Genomic DNA, 19,057 nt, shown 5'->3' with positions numbered 1-19,057 from the left:
TATGGTCATTTTATCTTGTAAAAAAAGGCTTCCAGGCTATTCCGGAGCCAATCCTACTTGCATATAAAATCGCAGTTGTTCCGCTACCTGCTGCTTATCGAGCGGTTCATGCGTTTTTTTCCACTCCACGGTCAATGCCATATAAAGCCTCAACATAACGAATGCCGTCATTTCCGGATTGCAGGGCTTAATCTCGCCTTTATCCATAGCCAATTGCACCTGATGCTGAATATAGCCGATAACTGCTTTCTCGATTTGCTGCATGCCCTCTATCGCCATCGGCGTGCCGATCTCCCGTACCTCATGCGACAGCTTAAGCGCCAGCTCGTGCTCCTCGCGGAATTCGAGCAGCTGCTCCAGCGCAGCGTTCAAATTGTCGAAAAATCGGCGGTCCGGATCCACAACCTTCTCCGCAACCTGCTTCATTTCAAGAATGAGCCTCTTCATAATTTCATGAAACAATTCTTCTTTATTCGTAAAGAACGTATAAATCGTTCCTTTGCCAACGTTCGCTATCTTCGCAACCTGATCCATCGTTGTCGCTTTGTATCCAAACAAGGCAAACGACTTCGCCGCTGCATCCACAACCTGCTGTCGCCGATCCACTGCCATCCCGGCACCCCCGAACCCGTAACTTTCTTGAAACTGACCAAAAAACCAAAACGGTCATTTCGACTTTAGCCATCATAGCACGCTCCTTATTTGTTTGCAATACCTAATCGAATGATGTGTGTGAGCGCGCTATAGATCACAATGATAATGTCTGCTGCGATTCGACTAAAGATGACTTTACCTCTAAAAAAGAGCTATAATACAGATACAGCTGTAACTATCATCTGCACAGCAGAATAAAAGGAGTGTTCCCCATGTCATTGAAAGAAATCACAACCGTTGAAGAATGGAACAACGTTTATGACGCTTCTGCTACTCGTCCGCTTGTCGTATTCAAGCACAGCACGACATGCCCGGTTAGCGCGAACGCTTATACAGAGTTCAATCAGTATCTTGAAGGCAATCCAAGAGAAGACGTTGATTACGTGCTCGTGAAGGTTATTGAGTCGCGTCCGGTCTCTAATCAAATTGCCGAAGACACATCCGTGAAGCATGAGTCTCCGCAAATTATGTTCATCGACAAAAAAGAAAAGGTATGGTCCGCTACCCACTGGTCCATTACAAAAGCACATATCACTGCCGTTCTCGACTAAGCATTTCGTCAGATCCAGTATCAAGCTGAGGCTGTTCTGAAGGTTTTTTAGCCTTTTGGAGCGGCCTTTTCTTATTTTATATAGGAGGAATCCATATGGCTGAGATTAAGTTGATCACAACGGACGCAGACATTACGTTGACCTTTTCCTTAATGAAGCAATTACGTCCCCATCTAGCAGAAAATGATTATTTAACCCTTATAAGAAGACTTCAGCATAATCACGGTTATCAGTTAGCAGCTATTATCGAAAATGGCCAAGCCAGGTCCGCTGCAGGATATCGCATTACCGAATCCTTGGCATGGGGCAAATATTTATATGTGGATGACCTTATCACCGATGCGGACAGCCGCACTAATGGTTACGCTAAGCTGTTAATGGATTGGCTGGAAGCCGAAGCGGCCAAAAATGATTGCCTGCAATTGCACTTGGATTCCGGCGTTCAACGGCATGATGCGCATCGATTCTACCTGAACAAGAAAATGAACATTACCGGTTACCATTTCCAAAAAAACATATAACAATTAGCCTGACGCATATATAGTAACTTTGTAACGAACAAAAGGCTGCCCTCGGCAGCCTTTTTGAGTGCCAGCTGCAGCTAATCACAAACTTCAATTTCTCCATCGCTGCGAAAATATAAGCAGTCCATGTTTAAACAAGCTGCTCCTCGGTTAATGACTAGGAGCAGCTTGTTTATTTAGCCATCCTTCTGCAACATCTGATTGCGGGTGCGTCAATGCAGCTATCGACAATATGAAGAGGAGGAATACGGTATGACACCTATCCAAATCAAACAAAATAAGAGCTTGAAACGAAAAAGAAAGCTTGCAGCGGCACTTACAGCAACCATGCTGCTTTCTACGGCGCCAGCGGCAGGCTTGCTCCCCGGCGCAGACTTCGCAGCAGCGGCAGAAGGTTCCGCAGCAGCAGCATCCATGTTAAATGTCGTCTCTCAGCCATTCTTAATTGACGGCATGCGCACAGAGGTACCCACAGCAATCGTGGATGGCGAGACTTACATCAGCCTTCGTGCGCTTAATGAAAAGCTGGGCCTTGCAACAAGCTGGGATGTCAAATCAAGATCAGCCATCGTCACCGGGCGCAACCGCGTATTCATAGCGTCTCCGGTTAATGGCAGCTATGAGCTGAACGGACAGCGCGTTTATGGCAGCCAAGCGATTTTGAATAACGGCTCGACGTTTCTGCCTCTTCGTTTTCTGCTGGAGCGAATGGGCTATGTTATTTCTTATGACGCCAACACGCGCACGGTAGGCATTCAGACCATCAAAGAAAACAACCTAAACTTTGCTACAAAAACGATCAGCGAAGTAACAGAGAAACAATCGCTGCTTATTCATTATCCCGTCATCTCCGGCTATGAGAACGCCGATACCCAGAGCAAGGTCAATGACTTCTTGAAACGAGAAGCCGAGTCCTTCGCCGTCTCCGGTCAGCAGTCCCTTACCAAAACGATGCAGGAGAACGAAAAATTGCAATCGGATAATCCGGATATCGATTATCCGCCGGTAGCCTATGAAGGAAATTACACCATCACCTATAACGAACAGGACATGCTAAGCCTCTATGTCGATTATTATATTGACCTCGGCGGCGCCCACGGCACAACCGTGCGCATTCCCTATACATTCGATTTAAAGAATGGCGATACGGTATCCCTGAAGGAAGCCGCCGGCAGCCATTCCGATTACGTCGCTATCATCAATCAATCGATTAACGCGCAAATAAAAGCGAGAAAATTAAATCTGTTGAATCCGTTTGAAGGCATCAAGCCGGATCGCCCTTTCTACCTCAGACATGGCGCGATCGTCATTACCTTCGAGCAATATGAGTACACCGCTTATGCACAGGGTATGCCGGAGTTCATGATCCCTTTCAGATCATTTGAATAGCGAACGCATCCATTAATAGCGGCACAAAGCCCAGCAAGCAATCGCCTGCTGGGCTTTTTCTGCTTACAGCGTCACCTATTCCTCCGGTTCCAGCTCGCATTCTGCCAGCGTGAGCATTCGGGTGCGGTGCTTCCATTTGTGTCCGATGAATATGGCGAGAAACAGCGGAATGCCGACATACGACGCAATAATATAAGCCCAATCGATTCGTCCGTCATGCAGCGCCCCAATAAATTGGCCCCCGATTACCACAATGCAAAGAAGCATGGCAAGGATCGGGCCAAAAGGAAACCATTTGGCAAGATAAGCCAGATCCTCCAGCTTCCGTCCTTGGTAGAGGTACGCTTTGCGAAAGCGGTAGTGGCTAATCGCAATGCCAAGCCAGACGATAAAGCCGGACATCCCGGAAGCATTCAGCAGCCACACATACACAACCCCGTCGCCGAAAAAAGAAGCCAGAAAAGCAAGCATGCCTAGCGCTCCTGTCGCGAGCAGCGAGGCAACCGGCACTCCGCGTTCATTCAGGCGCGCGAGAAAGCGCGGTGCCTTGCCCTCTTTCGCGAGCACCCACAGCATGCGCGTGGAAGCATACATGCCTGAATTGCCCGCGGACAAAACAGATGTCAGAATGACCGCGTTCATAATCGATGCCGCAACCGCAAGCCCCGCTTTTTCGAAAATAATCGTAAACGGGCTCGTCGAAATATCCCCGCTCGCCAGCTGTTCGTTCGAATACGGAATCAGCATGCCGATCAGCAGGATTGCCAAGATGTAGAATAAGAGGATGCGCCAAAATATCGAACGGATCGCACGGGGAATATTTTCGCGCGGATTCTCGCTTTCCCCAGCCGTCACTCCGATCAGCTCCGTTCCTTGAAACGAGAAGCCTGCCGCCATAAATACGCCTAACGTAGCTAGAAAGCCTGCGGGAAACGGATTATCCGTCAGGTTGCCAATGCCTACGGCCTGTCCGTTCCAAATGCCGATCACCATCAATAAACCTATTGCAATAAAGACAATCACCGTAATGATTTTGATCATCGCGAACCAATATTCCGACTCCCCGTAACCTTTAACCGATAGCAGGTTAAGGCCCAGCATGAGAATCAGAAACAAGGCGCTCCACAAAATGGAGGGGCTGTTCGGAAACCAAAATTTCATAATAAGCGTAGCAGCCGACAGCTCCGCGGCGATCGTGATCGCCCAGTTGTACCAATAATTCCACCCCAGCGCAAAGCCAAGCGAGGGGTCGACAAACCGGGTCGCATAAGTACTGAATGTCCCCGATACCGGCATATAGGTGGCCATTTCCCCCAAGCTCGTCATGAGAAAATACACCATGACTCCAATCAGCGCATAAGCAAGAAGCGCGCCTCCCGGCCCTGCGGAGTGAATAGCACCGCCGCTTGCGAGGAAAAGCCCTGTTCCGATCGAGCCTCCCAGCGATATCATCGTCATATGCCGAGCCTTTAGCCCCCTGCGCAGCGTGCTTGAGCCTTCCTGTTGTTTACTCAGAGCGTAACACCCCATTCTTCACCATTAATCGAATCACAAGCTCATTTATCCTTTCCTCAGTTTGCTGAAATTTCCGTATTTTATCCATTTGATCCAATCGAATTCCTACAAACGAACTAACATAAATGCCCAATTCTAATATATAATGAGTAAGTATGAAATCGATGCGATTACGAAAGGAATGGTAAGATGTTTGGAAAATTAGCTGCAGACGCGCTCGGGTTAAGCGACATTGGCGCGATTATTAAGCCGGAAGATTTCAGCAAGGCCGATTCTGACGATTATGTCATGCATGAGGATAACGAGAAGATCTATTTTCTGATCAAATCAAAAACCGATGAATATTGCTTTACGAATCTCGCTCTCATCCATTTGGACGGCACAAGCGCACTAAGCAAGAAGCGCACGCTTAAGCGTTATTCCTACAGCGCCAATCAGATTTCGCAGGTTGCGCTTGAAACCGCGGGCACCGTCGATCTTGACGTAGAAATCAAGTTTACGATCGGTTCCGTACCTTTCTCTATCGACGTAAACAAGAAGCATATCGAAGAGCTTAAGGACCTGTACAAAGCACTTATCAAAATTTCCGAAATTACGCGCGAGAATGAAATCTCGCTTGAATATGCAAGACGCAGTCTCGATCTCGCATCCACTACGCTGCAGCAAATCCACAAAGGCGATTTCAATGTTGTCGAGCAATTCGACGGCTTGAACAAATCCGCCTTCAACTGGCTGGTCAACACGCATAAGCAGTACCGCGTGAAGGATTTTGGCGCGATTTTCGAGCGTTATATCAACAATTAATTTCGTTTGTGAATAGTTAGGGAATAGAAGCAGACCAGCTGTAATAAGCTGGTCTGCTTTTTTATTTGGGGATGACAGCGTTTTTATGTTATATAACCTTACATAAACATTGCGCAAACCTTACTATGGCGTATATATTTAAATCAAAGAGTGACGTTTATATCCCATGCAAAGAGGTGAACCGACTTGCCAGGAGAACTCATATTAACCGTTGACGATGAAGTCAGGATCGGCGAGCTGGTCGGCATGTATTTGTCCAAGGACGGCTTCCGCCATTTGAATGCAACAAGCGGAAAGCAAGCAATCGAGCTGATCGAAAATGAGCAGCCCGCGCTCATCGTGCTCGATGTTTTGCTCCCGGATATGGAAGGCTATGAGCTTTGCGCCAAACTGCGCCAAACAACGGATGTCCCCATCGTGTTTCTGACCTGCAAGGACACGGAAATCGACAAGGTTGTCGGGCTAAGCGTAGGGGCTGATGATTACGTCAGCAAGCCTTTTAGCCCCGTCGAGCTCGTTGCCCGAATCAAAGCACAGCTGCGCCGCAACCGAATCGTCTATAAACGGCAAGCCGAGGTCATGCCCTCAACGGTCATTTCGTCCACGCATGTTCAACTGCGCATCGACGCTCACGAGGTCTACGTTGACGGGGAACGAATCGAGCTTTCCGCGAAGGAGTTCCAGCTTCTCGCTTACCTCATGCAAAACGCGCGCCAAGTGCTTACGGCCGAACGCTTATTGACTCATATTTGGGGTTATGAAAGCAACCTCGATACCAAAACCCTTCAAGTGCACATCGGGCATTTGCGCAAAAAAATCGAGATAAATCCCTCTTCGCCATCGCGCATCAAAACCATTCGCGGCATTGGATACAAGTACGATGAACCCATTAAGGAACATTAGAGCACTTCTTCGGCCGCGCACCTTCGCTTTCCAGATGCTTGCGGCTATGCTGTCCGTCTCCCTAATCCCGCTTTTGCTATTATCCGTATTCGCCGGACAGACGGTAACCTCGCAGCTCAATCACTTCAATGAGCTGAATACCGCTTTAATCGAAAAAAATTACATAAGCATGTATGAAGCCAACATTGAAGAGCAGGTTCGCGCCATCGATACCGAGCTTCGGCTGGTCGAGGACGCTGTCCTGCTCTCCAAAGCGCTCGCCGAATCTATATTTTCAGCGGATAGCCGCAAAGAAGTACAGCCCATCGCCTTTAGATACGACACGGTGAAGAAAAGATTTACCGAGGAGCATTCCGATGGTTTGGGGGTCATTTCCATTCGAACCGATAACCCGCTCCAGTATCCGTCACCGGAGCAGGCTTACGACCTGGCGCTGAGCAAGGCTTTGTTGCCGCTGTTCCAATCCGAATCCTCGCGGAAGCAAAATATCGTATCGATGTATTATATCCATCCGAAATCCGGTTCCTTTTATTATCCGGAATATACGGGACAAGGTTCCGATACGCTGCCAACGCCCATCAACGAGCTGACCTCGTACAACTTCTATTCCGACGCCCTGAACGTCAGGCCAAAAAAGAATCAAGTCGCCTGGACGAAGCCTTACCTCGATATCACGCCAAGAGGCTGGATGTTTACCGCGACAACGCCTGTTTATGACGAACACCGCGTACTCAGAGGAGTAGTCGCCGCCGATGTGACGATCGAGCGCTTCGTAAACAACGTGCTCAATACGAGATTCGGCGACGAGGACGGCATCGCGCTGCTGCTCGATACCGACCATGAGCTCATTGCCGCCCAGCAGCATGGCGCAAATGAAATTGAACAGCTGGATTTAGCCGCCCTCTTCAGCGAGGACACGTTAAACAGCTTCCGAAGCATGCAGCTCGGCGGGCAGCAAAAGGTCGTTTTCAGCCGTGCGATTCCGTCCACAAACTGGATCCTCGGCTATATCATTCCGGAAAACAAGCTCCTCGAGCCGATTCATACCGCTACGGAGCAGCTCTCTTCACAAATGGGCAATCAACTCGCCTTTCAGCTGTCCCTGCTCGCTTTAGTCGCTGTCGCTCTCTGCATCCTTCTTTCTTTCTATTTGCGTTCCAAAGTTACAAGACCCGTCAATCAGCTGGCAGGCGCATTCGCCGAAATGGGCGAGGGCCAGTTCAAAGCCGCGCTCAACGACACACGGACGCTGGAATTCAATCAGCTGCTGCGTTCCTTCAACCGCATGTCGCAAAACATTCGCGAGCTTATGGAGCAGCAGACCGAGCTCAACCAACAGCTCGAGCATAAGGTCGAGCTGCGCACGGAAGAGCTGCGCGACATGAATTATGAGCTGGAAGCGCGCGTGGAGGAGCTCCTGCGATTAGAGCATTGGCGCAAGGAGCTGTTCATGAACATCTCACATGATTTGAAAACGCCGATTACCTTAATTCGCGGTTATATAGAGGCAATAAATGACGGGACGATTAGCGGTGAGGATACGGGTATCTTTTTGCGCAGAATTTACGAGGATATTCAAACCATTAATCAGTTCGTTCGCAATCTCAACGAGCTGAGCTTATTGGAAACCCGGCAGTTGGATGCCAAATATACCGTTTTTGCAGCGGATGGTTTTTTCCGTGACATGGTCACAAAATGGGAGGCTTACATGAAGCTGGAGCGGCGCCCCTTCCATACGATGCAGTTAGCAGACGGCGGACAGTTACGGGGCGATCCCCATCTCATCAGCCGAATAATCGATAATCTAATCGATAATGCCATGAAATATTCAGAAGCCGGCAGCCCAATCACCTTTACAATGGAGCTCACAAATCACGATGCGTTCTTCCGCATCATGGATACCGGCTCTGGCATACCGGAGGAGGCGCTGCCTTATGTATTCAACTCCTTCTATCGAGTGGATAAATCAAGAAACAGCGGCATACCCGGGAGCGGACTCGGCTTATCGATCGCCAAGGAAATTGCCGACATGCATGGCGGCCAGCTTACGGTCATGTCAAATGACCAGAGCGGCCACGGCTGTATCTTTTCGCTAACATTGCCGTTATTTGACGCTTTACATTAATGTATACCTTATTCCATATTAGCCGCGGCAGTCTGATCCAAGATTTAAGGATTGAAGGTTAGTTTCGGTCGATAACCGAACCGCTGAAATGAAGCTCGGTCACTGTCGGGCTGTTGAAATCGGTAATCGGTGTCGGAGCCCCGCCTTCATCTCCTAGCATAACAAGAAAACCATTCGCAACGCCGGCTGCACCGGTCAAATAGTAATTATGCGTTCTGCCTGAAATGGCTGAATCCGTGCACGAAAAAGAGGTTGTAGCCGTGCTGGTCATCGTTGTGCCAGCAGGTGCATCAACTGAAATTTGAGTTAGGTTCCGGGTATCCACGACCGTACAAAGTCGCGTTCCGGTAAATGGGGCATCACGCCAAATGCTAAATTGCATTTGCTGCGAAACAACGGTGATTTCGGGGCCGCCTTCGGGGATTGTAACACCAAAATTCCAAACAATTGTCGCTTTTAACTCGGCGCGGTCATTCGAATCGATCCGGCTCAAGGTGATGAACGATGAGCTTATAGAAATCTCCGGACCGAACGCAGCGGGCGGGGTTGGGAGCGTAAATGTAGCAATCGCCGGGCCGCCAGGCACCATGGGGTTAGGAATCTCCAAAAAATCGTACCATTTGAGCAACCGTCTCGGTATCGGTCTGCGTCTAACTCTCCTTTTCTTTGTTTTTTTATTGATGATAAAAACGTTAGATTGGAAAGAGTTAATGATCTTAGCTTCTTTTTTACAACTTTTTTCCTTTCGACGCGGCTTTACACAAACCAATAAAAGCACCTCCAAATCGATTTGTGTATACTATGTCGAGTTTCTATTAAAGGGATGTACAACAGTCTATGACTACTAAAAATAGTTTCTTTTTAATAGTTTCTAAGTTGCTATTCAGGAAAGAGACAAAGTAGAGTTTCTTCTAATTATAATTTTTGGAAACCATTTCCTATTCAGATGCGTCTATGCATATACTACGGTTCGCATTCATGGAGACCGTCTATAAGGGAGTGAGTGGATTGAATTTCATTAAAAAATCGCTAAGTCTTGCCTTCTCCATTTCAATTGCGGTTGCAATGACCGCGGCATTGGCAGCATGCAGCACAGAGGAACCGCCGGGGCCCGCCCCAATCACGCACGTGAGTGCTGAACCGCAGAAGAATACGGATGAACCAAAGGAAACGGCGTCAATGGAGGAGTCTCCAGCCAATGAAGCATCATCGCTGGAGAGCATCGCCGCCAAGGATGCGGAGAAATACCTCGATGCGCTAGAGAAGGAAGATTTTCAGCTCATGTCCACCTTGATGGCGCACGCGGAAAATGAAAACACCCCCGAGACAATGAAGATCATTATTGAAGGGTTTCAGCTGTACTTCGACAAGTTGGCGGAGCTGAAGCTCTCTTTCGAATCCAATGGGCAGAATGAAGATTATTTTATAGAAAATTTCGTGATTACCGGTATGAAGAAAGGGGAAGCCCGATCTATTCCTTTTCAGGTAAAGTACTACAAGAATAACGGATCGCCCGCTGCACAAGATGATGATCATCGCGAGCCTTTGTACGAATCTCCGCTGATCAACCAATACCCTCTTGTCATTAGAGAAACAGAAAAGTACCTGCAAGCACTGCTTCAAGAAGATACGGAGAGTTTAATTTTGCATCTGGGATTATACGATCAAACGGAGAAAGACAAATCCGCCGTTACCCATTTGCTTAAATCCTATAAAGAACAATTGGACCTAGCATCTACGAAGATCATACCCGTCAATTACAATGAGAAAACGAAGCTGTTTCTATTCGACCTTCAGGATAACAAGGAACGCTCACACAGCATTCAAGCGGATGCCGGCAGCTCGACAATCCTTGACGACTGGACTTCCAATCAATGAGTTAACACGGTTATTGCGAAAAACAGTCCGTTCATCTGCCACGGCGGCAAATAAACGGACTGTTTTTTTCAGCTATACGTTCGCTTTACTCTGTCTTATTCAAATCTAGCGTCGGCGTCTCGTTAAAGAAATTGAAAGGTTTAATCATGGCCGTGACCCATTCCGTAGGCATGATCGGGAATTCCTCGGCCCTCATGACATGCGTCGTTCCTGTCGTCAGCCATACGACCGTATCCTTGTTCTCGATGCTGCGGTTTTGCTGCGTCCAGAGCCCAAGCCCGGTATCTTTGTTATGCGCCGTATACTTGCCTTCGGAATATTGCTCTTCCTTTTTGTAAGGCGTTACCCAAATATGATTATTGATAAATTCCGCACGCTTTAGGACATAATCCGTTTTGGTAAACAGCGGCTCTTCCATAAAGGGATGAGTGCCGCCTGCATAAGGCATAACCTGGTAGCCCGTTGCGTAACCCAGCTTATTTTCCTTGCTCGTATTCGTCACGAGAACGATTTTATCCGGATCAAACTTCTGAATCGCGTCTTGCTCCAGCTTATACGTCTTCTCCACCGTAATCATCTCGCTGCGGGCAAATTCCGGATTTTTCACCGATATGGCTTTCGGCAGAATCTCACCGACAGAGTTGGACTCGCCGTCCACGTCCAAATCCAGCCTGTAGTTGAAAATATGCTGATGCGTCGGTGCGACAATGTTTGCATCCACCAGCTTGCCGTTGCGGGTGTCGCTCACCGCTGTCTTATCATCCATCGTCTTCGTGTTGACGGCTTTGACCTGAGCAAGACCCGTTGCTCCCGCCATAAGCTTAATCGAACCGTTCTGCAGGAATACCCAGTCAAGCACGTAATCATAGTTACCGATTGTAGCAATTGCGCGCAGCACCAGCTCGCGGCGCTCTCTCGCTTCGCCGTTATGCGACCATTCCGGATCCGCGTAACGCTCGAACAAGGCAAATGAATTTTTAATGACCTGCGCCTTGCCTTCTGTATTGTTGATGGCTGCATCGAATAACGTCGCGTTCTTCGGCACATCAGACCCGATATTAAGCGGCCGGGTCGATAAACCGACGCCGTACTCGCCGGCATCCATAAATATTTTGTACAGCCAAGCCGCGTCCGGGTCGCCGTAAGGAACCATCATGCCGCCGAGACCGCCTTCATACATGATTTTCCGTTTGTTTCCGTTCTCCGTGTAGGAAACGGTCGATACCATCGGCCCTACGCGGGGATCTAGGCGGAAGTGGAACTTCCAGTTTTGCCAATCGACCGTCGTTCCTTTGACCGAGAAGCTTGCGCCCTTCGGCTGGCTGATGATAAGCGGCTTAATTTCGTCCGTCCGCTTCGTCTTCACTACCTTCGTATAATCATTCGGATCGGTTGGAACAGGAGGATTGCCGGACTCGTAAATTTTAATGACTTTTTTGGCATTGAGATCTACGAGGAAGGCCAGACCGTCCATGGGATGAGCGAAGTTGTTAACCGCGCCTTCGATCTTCGGACGCGGAACCGACATGGCAAGCCGGGAGCCCGGCGGCGTCAGCTCTGGGCCGTAGTCCCCCAGCGGTCCATCCGCAAAGGACACTTTGCTGAGATCCGTAATGCCATGCCTTGCGAGAGCGGCAACCGCATCCTTATCTTTTTCGACGATCGCTTCCGATTGGCCCCATTCCGTATAGAAAGGCCAGCCCTCCTTCACTTCTTTCCAATACACCACTTTATCCGTATCCAGATTCACCGTTCCTTCGTACGGCTTGTTTCCTTTAATGAGCGTGAAAGTCGCTTCCCTAGCCAGCTTCGCTCCGCCCGCATCATCCCAAGCCCATACCTTCTGTTTATCCGGTTCCTCCAGCTTAATTTCAGAGAAGTACATATCCTTGCTGCCATATTGCGATTTTCGGATAATAGCGGCCGTTTCTTCGATCTCTTGCGGGCTTAACGGGTTAAGCGGATGATAAACGATCTTGTCGATCTCTGCCGCGCTCAACCTACCTAGTCCAAGCGCACCTGGAAAAATATTAATAGAAGCGATAACGACGGATGCTGCGATAACGGATACGATCAGCTTTTTCTTTCTCATAGTTTCCCTCCAATTATAATTTCTCTCTAAGCCTTTTTCTTTGCCAGCCGCCTCGCCCTTTCACCTTGCCACCGCATCCCCCTTTCCCCTTGCTTGATGTTACCTACTCTAACATGTGAAGGTAATGAATAAAGGCCGAAAAGGTAAAGGCAAATGAATATATTTCCCCGTTTTGGGTAAAGCTTTTGTACCGGCACACCCTAGCAATGCTTATACAAAAAAATGCCTACCCGAGAAAGCGGAGTTCTCCGCTTCCTCAAGGAAGCCGAAAAACCCACTTTCGCAGATAGGCATTTGCCAATCGCTTATTCCATTAGATTTGAACGGCAAACGGCACGACGAACGTCTCGCCATTACGCTGAAATTGACCCCAAACCTTATACAACCCGCTCTCCCGAAAGCTTACGCCAAACACTGCTTGCGGACCCTTAGACGCCCAGTTAAGCGGATGAATATGAATGAACTGCCGCATGGATTGATCAATGGCGACGACATGCCCCACTGCGCCGAGGTACAGCTCCAAATCGTCGATCGGTTCCCCGGTCTTTGCATCGGTAAACGTATAGGTCATGCTTAGCTCCGTCTGCGGCAGCGGCTCTTCGCCCAATGAAAGCTCCACACGCATGCCGTTAACCTGAGCAACCAACGTTTCACTTGGCTTCAAGATTGCCGGCGCAGGTGGCTCACCCCGTACGCTTACTTCGCCCATGCGTGTCAGCTCATTCATCCCTTTAGGCAAAAAATCCGCGTACAGTTTATACGCGCCTCCCTCGGGAAACACAATCGGAAGCTCGAAGATTCCCTTGCCTTTATACACCGGATGAACATGCTGGAACTGCTGCAGATCCTCGCTTACGGCAATGAGATGCAGCAGCTTCTCGTTGGTCACTTCAAAATCTTCGATCGGCTCGCCCTTGCCGCCCCTCACCGTCAAGGAAAGCAGCGCCTGAGCACCTGCAATCACTTCCCCCTGCGGCCAAGCCAGCTGTATCTGTACGTTTTTCTCCGCTGCGGATTCCAACCCCGGCCCCGCATGGCGATGCGCCAGCGACAAGGCATACGGATCAAGAAAAGGATCCGACAAATCTCCCGAAGCATTGGAGCGGTTCACTCCCTGCAGCAGGAACGCTGTCATCAAGGCAAGCATGAATAGTGTTATCATAAACGTCCACTTGTACTTCCCCAACATCCCCATGCCTCCACCCCCGTAAATTCACTATGAGGTTATTGTATCGGTCGCGGGTAAAAGGAAGGCCGCAGCAAAGTAAAAGTAAAGTAAAGTTTTTATAAAATATGCCTACATGCCATAGGCGTCCATCGCGGCTTGCAGCGCCACGCCTGCTTCAAGCTTATGCCCGTGGCGCAGCAGCACCGCCTCCAGAGCGCTAAGCGTTAGTAGCACATTTCGTCTGCTGCAGCTGTAGCCCATGGTGCCGATGCGCCATATTTTACCCTTCAAGGGTCCGAAGGAGCTGGCGATTTCAATTCCGTAATGGTCGAGCAGCATGGTGCGGACCGATTCTCCGTCCACGCCGGTTGGTATTTCAATACAGGTGACGACGGTCATTTTGCAGGAGGGGTCGCCGTACAGCTTCAGGCCCATCGCCTCTAAACCGGCGATTAATGCGCCTTCATGCTCGCGGTGCCGGGCAAAGCGCGTTTCAAGCCCCTCTTCCAGCACGAGGCGCAGTCCCTCGCGCAGCGCATACAGCATCGAGGTCGCTTCCGTATGATGATTCAGCCGCGCCGGGCTCCAATAGTCCTGAAGCTGGCTCAAATCAAGGTAGTTGCTTTGTATCGGACGCAGCAGAGGATCGTCGTCGCCATCGGCGAGCAGCAGCCCTCTCTCGATTCTTTTGCGGCTTTGCAGCTTGGCTTCCGCCCGTTTGTTGTACGTTATCGGAGCCATGCCTGCCGGAACGGATAAGCATTTCTGCGTACCGCCGATTACCGCATCAATAAGCAGCCGGTCCGTTGCTACTTCGATGCCGCCAATCGTGGCGACTGCATCCACAACGAACAGCGCATCCGCCTCTCTGCACGCCTGCCCGATTCCCTCCAGCGGCTGCATGCGTCCGGTCGATGTCTCGCCGTGAACAAGAGCCACCAGTTTAGGCTGATGTTCCCTTATCGCGTTCACGATTTCCTCCGCGGCGAACACGCTGCCCCACTCCTTTTCCAGCGTGACAACATCCGCTCCGCAGCGCTTAGCGATTTCTGTCAATAGATGCCCGAATCTGCCGTAAATCGGCACAAGCACCTTGTCCCCGGGCTCAATTAATCCAACGAGCACGGCTTCTATGCCGGATCTCGACGTCCCGTCCACCGGAAATGCCCATTCGTTCTCCGTCTTGAAGAGCAGCCGCAGCATGCCCATGGTTTCATTCATTATGGTCGTGAATTCCGGATCAAATTGCCCGAGTATCGGATAGGACATCGCCCGCAGCACGCGCGGATCGACTTCTACCGGCCCCGGCGTCATAATCGTGCGCGGCGATGGCGCTAGATCCTTATAGACCTTCATAACTCTTCCCCCTCATAGCCTAATCGATAAAGCAGCTCCGACAGCACAAGCACCCCGACCGCAAGCTCACGCGGCTCCGTATATTCCTCGGGGGAATGCGAAATGCCGCGCCTGCTCGGAACGAACAGCATGGCAGTCGGACAAATATGCTCGAACATCTGGGCATCATGCCCCGCTCCGCTGATCATGCGTTTGGAGGAAATAGACAAACTCCCGCATACATCATCCAGATGCCCTTTAAGACGTTCATTCATCGGCACCGGCTCTTCCCGGAACCATTCCGTGCCATGAAGCTCAAGCTGGCGTTCATCCGCAATGGACGCAAACTCCTGCAGCGCCCAGCGGCAAAAGCTATCGAGCTCTTGCCCGTTGGCATGACGCGCATCCACCGTAAAAATCACCTTGCCCGGCACCACGTTCGGCACATTAGGCTGCACCTGCAACCTGCCGACCGTCGCCACAAGCGGCGGACCCAGACGGATCGTCTCCTGGCGTAGCGCTTGAATCATCATGCTCACGCCCTCAAGCGCATCCCTTCGCAAATGCATCGGTGTCGTTCCCGCATGGTTCGATTCGCCGATCACCTCGAACTTCAGCCTCCGCTGGCCGGCAATCGTGTCAACCACGCCAACCGCGATTCCCTCTTTTTCCAACACCGCACCCTGCTCGATATGAACCTCGATAAAGGCGCCGATATCATGGCGGCGGCTGTCTCTGCCCGTGCCTTCGCCAAAGCCGCAGCGGTGCATCGCATCCGCAAAATACACCTCATTTAAATCCTGCAGATGGACAATTTGCTCAAAATTCCGCTTGCCGACAACGCTGCCCGAGCCCCAGTAAGCCATTGGAAAACGGCTTCCTTCCTCTTCGCAGAGCGACACGATTTCAAGCGTCCGCTTCGGCTTACCGTAGGTTTGCCGCAAATAATCCAGCGCAAGCAGCCCTGCCGCAATGCCATAAGCTCCGTCATAAATCCCGCCTTGCACGACGGTATCGATATGGGAGCCCGTTATAATAGAAGGCGCATCCAAATCCTCGCCTTGTAATTTTCCGAATAAGTTGCCTACGTTATCAAATTCCGCGGATAGCCCATAGCTCGCCATCTTAGCGGAAAGCGCCAGCTGCGTTTCCAGCCACCCTTCCGTATAAAGCAGCCGCGTAATGCCGCCTTCTTCATCCGGACTGAACGAGGCCAGCCAGTTCAACACCTGCGTGACCTGCGTCTCGAATTGCGATAACATGCGTTCCTTCTCTTGCGGGGAGAGACGTAAACCTCGCTCCATAGCCGTTCCTCCTGTCTCGCCTGCAAAATCTATTTCACCCATCGGCCCCGCTTGGCCTCACCTAAACCGTCTGCTTCCCCATAGACCCGATGTCCGCGTAAATAGGTCGCCGTTATCCGGCAATGCAGCTCTTCCCCTATATATGGACTGTGCTTATGCCTCTGGTATAAATGCGCTTCCTCCAAAATATAAGACCGGTTCAAATCAATCAGCACGAGATCAGCATCCGCGCCTATTCTTATTTCACCCTTGGAGCCTTGAAGGCCAAAACGCCTCGCGGGCCCGCCTGCGAGCAAATCGCTAAGCAGCGTAAGCGGCAAGCCGCGCTTCACATGGCCTTCCCCTATAATCAGCTCTACCGAGCTTTGCGCGCCGGCAATGCCGCCCCAAGCATCGAAGAAGTTGTCCGCTTCCTTCATGGAGGCGGGACAGGGAGAATGGTCCGACGAGATCATATCGATTGCACCCTCCGCAACGGCCGCCCAAAGCTTCTCCTGCTCTGCAGCATCCCGCAGCGGCGGCGAGCATTTGGCAACCGCTCCCTTGCGATCTAAATCCGCAGCCGTCAAAGCCAAATAGTGCGGACAGGTCTCTACTGTCACATTGACCCCGCGCTCGCGCGCCTGCAAAATGGAACGAACGCCCGCCTCGCTGCTGATATGCACGAAATGAAGGGCACAGCCCGTCTGCTCCGCATAAAAGAGAGCCCGGTTGATCGCCTCTAGCTCGGCTATAATGGGCCGTGAGGCCACATAATCAGCAGGCGTCAACCGCCCAGCCTCCCGCATGTCCCGTCCCAGCTTCGATACGATCGGCTCGCTCTCGGCGTGCAGGGCCAGTACCTTGTTCATGCCCGCAATGATTTTCATGCCTTCGAGCAGCGTATAATCATCTACCTCGCGGAACGCATCCTCGCTCGGATCGCCCGGCGATGACATAAACGCCTTGAATCCGACGACGCCCGCCTCATGCAGCGGAATAAGCTCATGCAGCTTCCCGGGCACCAATCCGCCCCAAATGGCGTAATCCACATAAGACCTATCCTCTGCCACGGCAAGCTTTTGCTCCATCGCGCTCACCGTAACGGTAGGCGGAATGCCGTTCAGCGGCATATCGACATAAGTCGTGCATCCGCCGGCTGCGAGAGCGGCGGAGCCTGTCTCAAAGCCTTCCCAGTCGCCCAAGCCTGGCTCATTCAAATGAACGTGAACATCAATCATGCCGGCCATCACCGTTAGCCCGGATGCATCCGCAATTTGAGTGGCATGTCCTTCCTCAAGCGCTTCGCCAAGCTGAACGATCCGCCCCGCTTTAATGCCGATATCCAGCACCCGCACCTCATTCTTCAATACGACGCTTCCGTTTTTTATGATTAAATCGAGCTTATCCGTTCCCGCCATTCCGCTCTCCGCCTTTCTTTGTGCATAGGCTAGGGTTAACTCCGAATATCCCCTGCCTCAATTCATCCTCTGATGCAGTTTATGAGCAAATTCAGCCAAATAGTGAAGCTGCCTCTATTAAATTTTCGTCTGCCGCGCAGCCTCTTGCAGCTAAATAAGCAGGCCGCGGACAACGAGGTCCGCGGCCCGATTAGCTAGCATTGCTTATGAAGGCGCAAGTACGCTGCACGCCTGCGTTTTTATATCTTATTTTCTACTTCACTTCAGTAACGACCAAGCCTGCATCCACTTCTTTCAACAAGCTTAGATCATGGTAGGACGCCGCAGCCGGAATGGATTTGATGTTGCCGACCGACTTCAGATATTCGCCGACCGCCGGGCCGTTGCTGCCATTCACGTAAGTATCGCCGACCTCCATGGAATACACGTTGCGGGACATGATTTGCGTCAGCTCTTCCTCCGTCAAGTGAAGCTCGGGAGCGAGCGTCTTGATCGCTTCTTCACGGTTGTCATTGATGTAGTCCGTCGCTTTCTTCAAAGCGCGAAGGACCGCCTTCAGCGTGTTTGGATTTTTCGCCAGAAAATCATCGGATACTTGGATGGTCGTATGTACGCTCATCCAGTCCACGTCCCCTTGCTTGTCAGGCAGTTCGCTCTTCGTTCCGCTGAAGAGGAACTTGCCGCCGCCTTGGATGGCCTTCGTAATGAACGGCTCCCAAGCAGCCAGCGCATCGATATCGCCTTTCTCCAAAGCGACTACCGCGTCGCTCGGCGCAAGGTTCACGTATTTGATTTTGCTAGCGTCAACGCCAAGCTCTTTGGCCATGTTATTGATAGCAATGGTAACGTCAGCACCGCTCGGAATACCGATGGTTTTGCCTTCAAGATCCTTCGCGCTCTTCAGCTCCAACTTGCTTGAACCGACAACCGCCTGCGTACCGGCAATTTGTGCGAGCGGGGCAATGATTTTGACCGGAATATCCGTCGATTTCAAAATAATATCCATAAAGTTCGTTTGAATGCTTACGGGCGCGCTGCCGCCGGCTACCATCGGACCGATATCCGGGCCGCTTTCGATCAGTTGGCTCGTTACGTTAAGTCCTTCTTCCTTGAAGTAACCGAGCTTATCGGCAATGATTTGCTGCGAGGAGATTTGAGCATCACGGACACCAACCAAAGTCAGATCTACCGTTTCAAGCTCCGTGGAGGCTGGCGCATTCGATGCCGCACCTTCATTCACGGCTGCCGGGGCATTGTTATTGCCGCCGCAGGCAGCAAGCACAAAAGTTAACGACGTAAGCACGATTGCAGATTTGAACCAATTTCCGGATTTCTTCATAGGTATTCCCTCCACTTTTCTCTTTGTAGTTTACTTTTGCCACGCCATTTCCCTTGTATCACTTGCAGGCCTCACT

16 protein-coding genes are annotated in these 19,057 nt (G+C 50.7%); 7 read left to right on the top strand and 9 right to left on the bottom strand.

Annotation, left to right across the window (positions count from 1 at the left end):
• Positions 1-36 precede the first annotated feature (36 nt).
• A complete protein-coding gene (locus ACN6MW_RS15815) occupies positions 37-612 on the bottom strand; it encodes a TetR/AcrR family transcriptional regulator (RefSeq protein WP_419876190.1) in 576 nt (191 codons plus the stop codon).
• 254 nt (positions 613-866) lie between these two features.
• Here ACN6MW_RS15815 and ytxJ point away from each other — a divergent pair, with 254 nt between their 5' ends.
• From ytxJ to ACN6MW_RS15800, 3 genes are all read left to right on the top strand, one after another.
• On the top strand, positions 867-1,205 hold the full coding sequence (gene ytxJ, locus ACN6MW_RS15810) for a bacillithiol system redox-active protein YtxJ (protein WP_419876189.1): 339 nt from the start codon (positions 867-869) through the stop codon (positions 1,203-1,205).
• A 95-nt stretch (positions 1,206-1,300) separates the two neighbouring features.
• The gene (locus tag ACN6MW_RS15805) at positions 1,301-1,726 is read left to right on the top strand and encodes a GNAT family N-acetyltransferase (RefSeq protein WP_419876188.1); all 426 of its coding nucleotides are present in this window, start codon (positions 1,301-1,303) and stop codon (positions 1,724-1,726) included.
• A gap of 255 nt (positions 1,727-1,981) precedes the next feature.
• Positions 1,982-3,118 (top strand): stalk domain-containing protein, encoded by a 1,137-nt coding sequence (locus tag ACN6MW_RS15800; protein WP_419876187.1) that lies wholly within the window; start codon positions 1,982-1,984, stop codon positions 3,116-3,118.
• 75 nt (positions 3,119-3,193) lie between these two features.
• Here ACN6MW_RS15800 and ACN6MW_RS15795 read toward each other — a convergent pair whose 3' ends face one another.
• Positions 3,194-4,648: an amino acid permease gene (locus ACN6MW_RS15795; RefSeq protein ID WP_419876186.1), complete on the bottom strand. Its 1,455-nt coding sequence runs from the start codon at positions 4,646-4,648 to the stop codon at positions 3,194-3,196.
• Between the two features lie 174 nt (positions 4,649-4,822).
• On the opposite strand from ACN6MW_RS15795, the gene ACN6MW_RS15790 reads away from it, so the two are divergent.
• The 3 genes from ACN6MW_RS15790 (at position 4,823) to ACN6MW_RS15780 (ending at position 8,465) form a co-directional block, all read left to right on the top strand.
• Positions 4,823-5,437, top strand: coding sequence for a PH domain-containing protein (locus tag ACN6MW_RS15790; RefSeq protein ID WP_308996084.1), 615 nt, complete (start codon positions 4,823-4,825; stop codon positions 5,435-5,437).
• Positions 5,438-5,623: 186 nt separating this feature from the next.
• The gene (locus ACN6MW_RS15785) at positions 5,624-6,340 is read left to right on the top strand and encodes a winged helix-turn-helix domain-containing protein (protein ID WP_419876185.1); all 717 of its coding nucleotides are present in this window, start codon (positions 5,624-5,626) and stop codon (positions 6,338-6,340) included.
• A complete protein-coding gene (locus ACN6MW_RS15780; RefSeq protein WP_419876184.1) occupies positions 6,318-8,465 on the top strand; it encodes an ATP-binding protein in 2,148 nt (715 codons plus the stop codon). Before ACN6MW_RS15785 ends, ACN6MW_RS15780 begins: the two co-directional genes overlap by 23 nt.
• A gap of 58 nt (positions 8,466-8,523) precedes the next feature.
• Here ACN6MW_RS15780 and ACN6MW_RS15775 read toward each other — a convergent pair whose 3' ends face one another.
• Positions 8,524-9,054 carry a hypothetical protein gene (locus ACN6MW_RS15775; RefSeq protein ID WP_419876183.1) on the bottom strand — a complete coding sequence of 177 codons (531 nt, stop codon included), beginning with the start codon at positions 9,052-9,054 and terminating at the stop codon, positions 8,524-8,526.
• 419 nt (positions 9,055-9,473) lie between these two features.
• Between ACN6MW_RS15775 and ACN6MW_RS15770 the strand changes: the two genes are divergently transcribed.
• Complete coding sequence (locus ACN6MW_RS15770; RefSeq protein WP_419876182.1) at positions 9,474-10,343, top strand: hypothetical protein; 870 nt, start codon at positions 9,474-9,476, stop codon at positions 10,341-10,343.
• An 85-nt stretch (positions 10,344-10,428) separates the two neighbouring features.
• On the opposite strand, the gene tynA is transcribed toward ACN6MW_RS15770, so the two are convergent.
• The 6 genes from tynA to ACN6MW_RS15740 all read right to left on the bottom strand — a co-directional run bounded on the left by tynA (position 10,429) and on the right by ACN6MW_RS15740 (position 18,981).
• Positions 10,429-12,435, bottom strand: a complete 2,007-nt coding sequence (gene tynA, locus ACN6MW_RS15765; RefSeq protein ID WP_419876181.1) for a primary-amine oxidase — start codon at positions 12,433-12,435, stop codon at positions 10,429-10,431.
• A 313-nt stretch (positions 12,436-12,748) separates the two neighbouring features.
• Positions 12,749-13,624, bottom strand: a complete 876-nt coding sequence (locus tag ACN6MW_RS15760) for a hypothetical protein (protein ID WP_419876180.1) — start codon at positions 13,622-13,624, stop codon at positions 12,749-12,751.
• Between the two features lie 108 nt (positions 13,625-13,732).
• Complete coding sequence (locus tag ACN6MW_RS15755; protein WP_419876179.1) at positions 13,733-14,959, bottom strand: pyridoxal-phosphate-dependent aminotransferase family protein; 1,227 nt, start codon at positions 14,957-14,959, stop codon at positions 13,733-13,735.
• Positions 14,956-16,242, bottom strand: coding sequence for an allantoate deiminase (allC, locus tag ACN6MW_RS15750; RefSeq protein WP_419876178.1), 1,287 nt, complete (start codon positions 16,240-16,242; stop codon positions 14,956-14,958). Before allC ends, ACN6MW_RS15755 begins: the two co-directional genes overlap by 4 nt.
• A gap of 29 nt (positions 16,243-16,271) precedes the next feature.
• Positions 16,272-17,642, bottom strand: a complete 1,371-nt coding sequence (locus ACN6MW_RS15745) for an allantoinase (RefSeq protein WP_419876177.1) — start codon at positions 17,640-17,642, stop codon at positions 16,272-16,274.
• Between the two features lie 253 nt (positions 17,643-17,895).
• On the bottom strand, positions 17,896-18,981 hold the full coding sequence (locus ACN6MW_RS15740; RefSeq protein WP_419876176.1) for an ABC transporter substrate-binding protein: 1,086 nt from the start codon (positions 18,979-18,981) through the stop codon (positions 17,896-17,898).
• Between the last annotated feature and the right edge of the window lie 76 nt (positions 18,982-19,057).

The sequence above is a fragment of the Pristimantibacillus sp. PTI5 genome (genome assembly GCF_048572955.1).
In the GTDB taxonomy this organism is placed as follows: Bacteria; Bacillota; Bacilli; order Paenibacillales; family Paenibacillaceae; genus Pristimantibacillus.
This window is presented reverse-complemented; position numbering and strand designations above follow the sequence as displayed.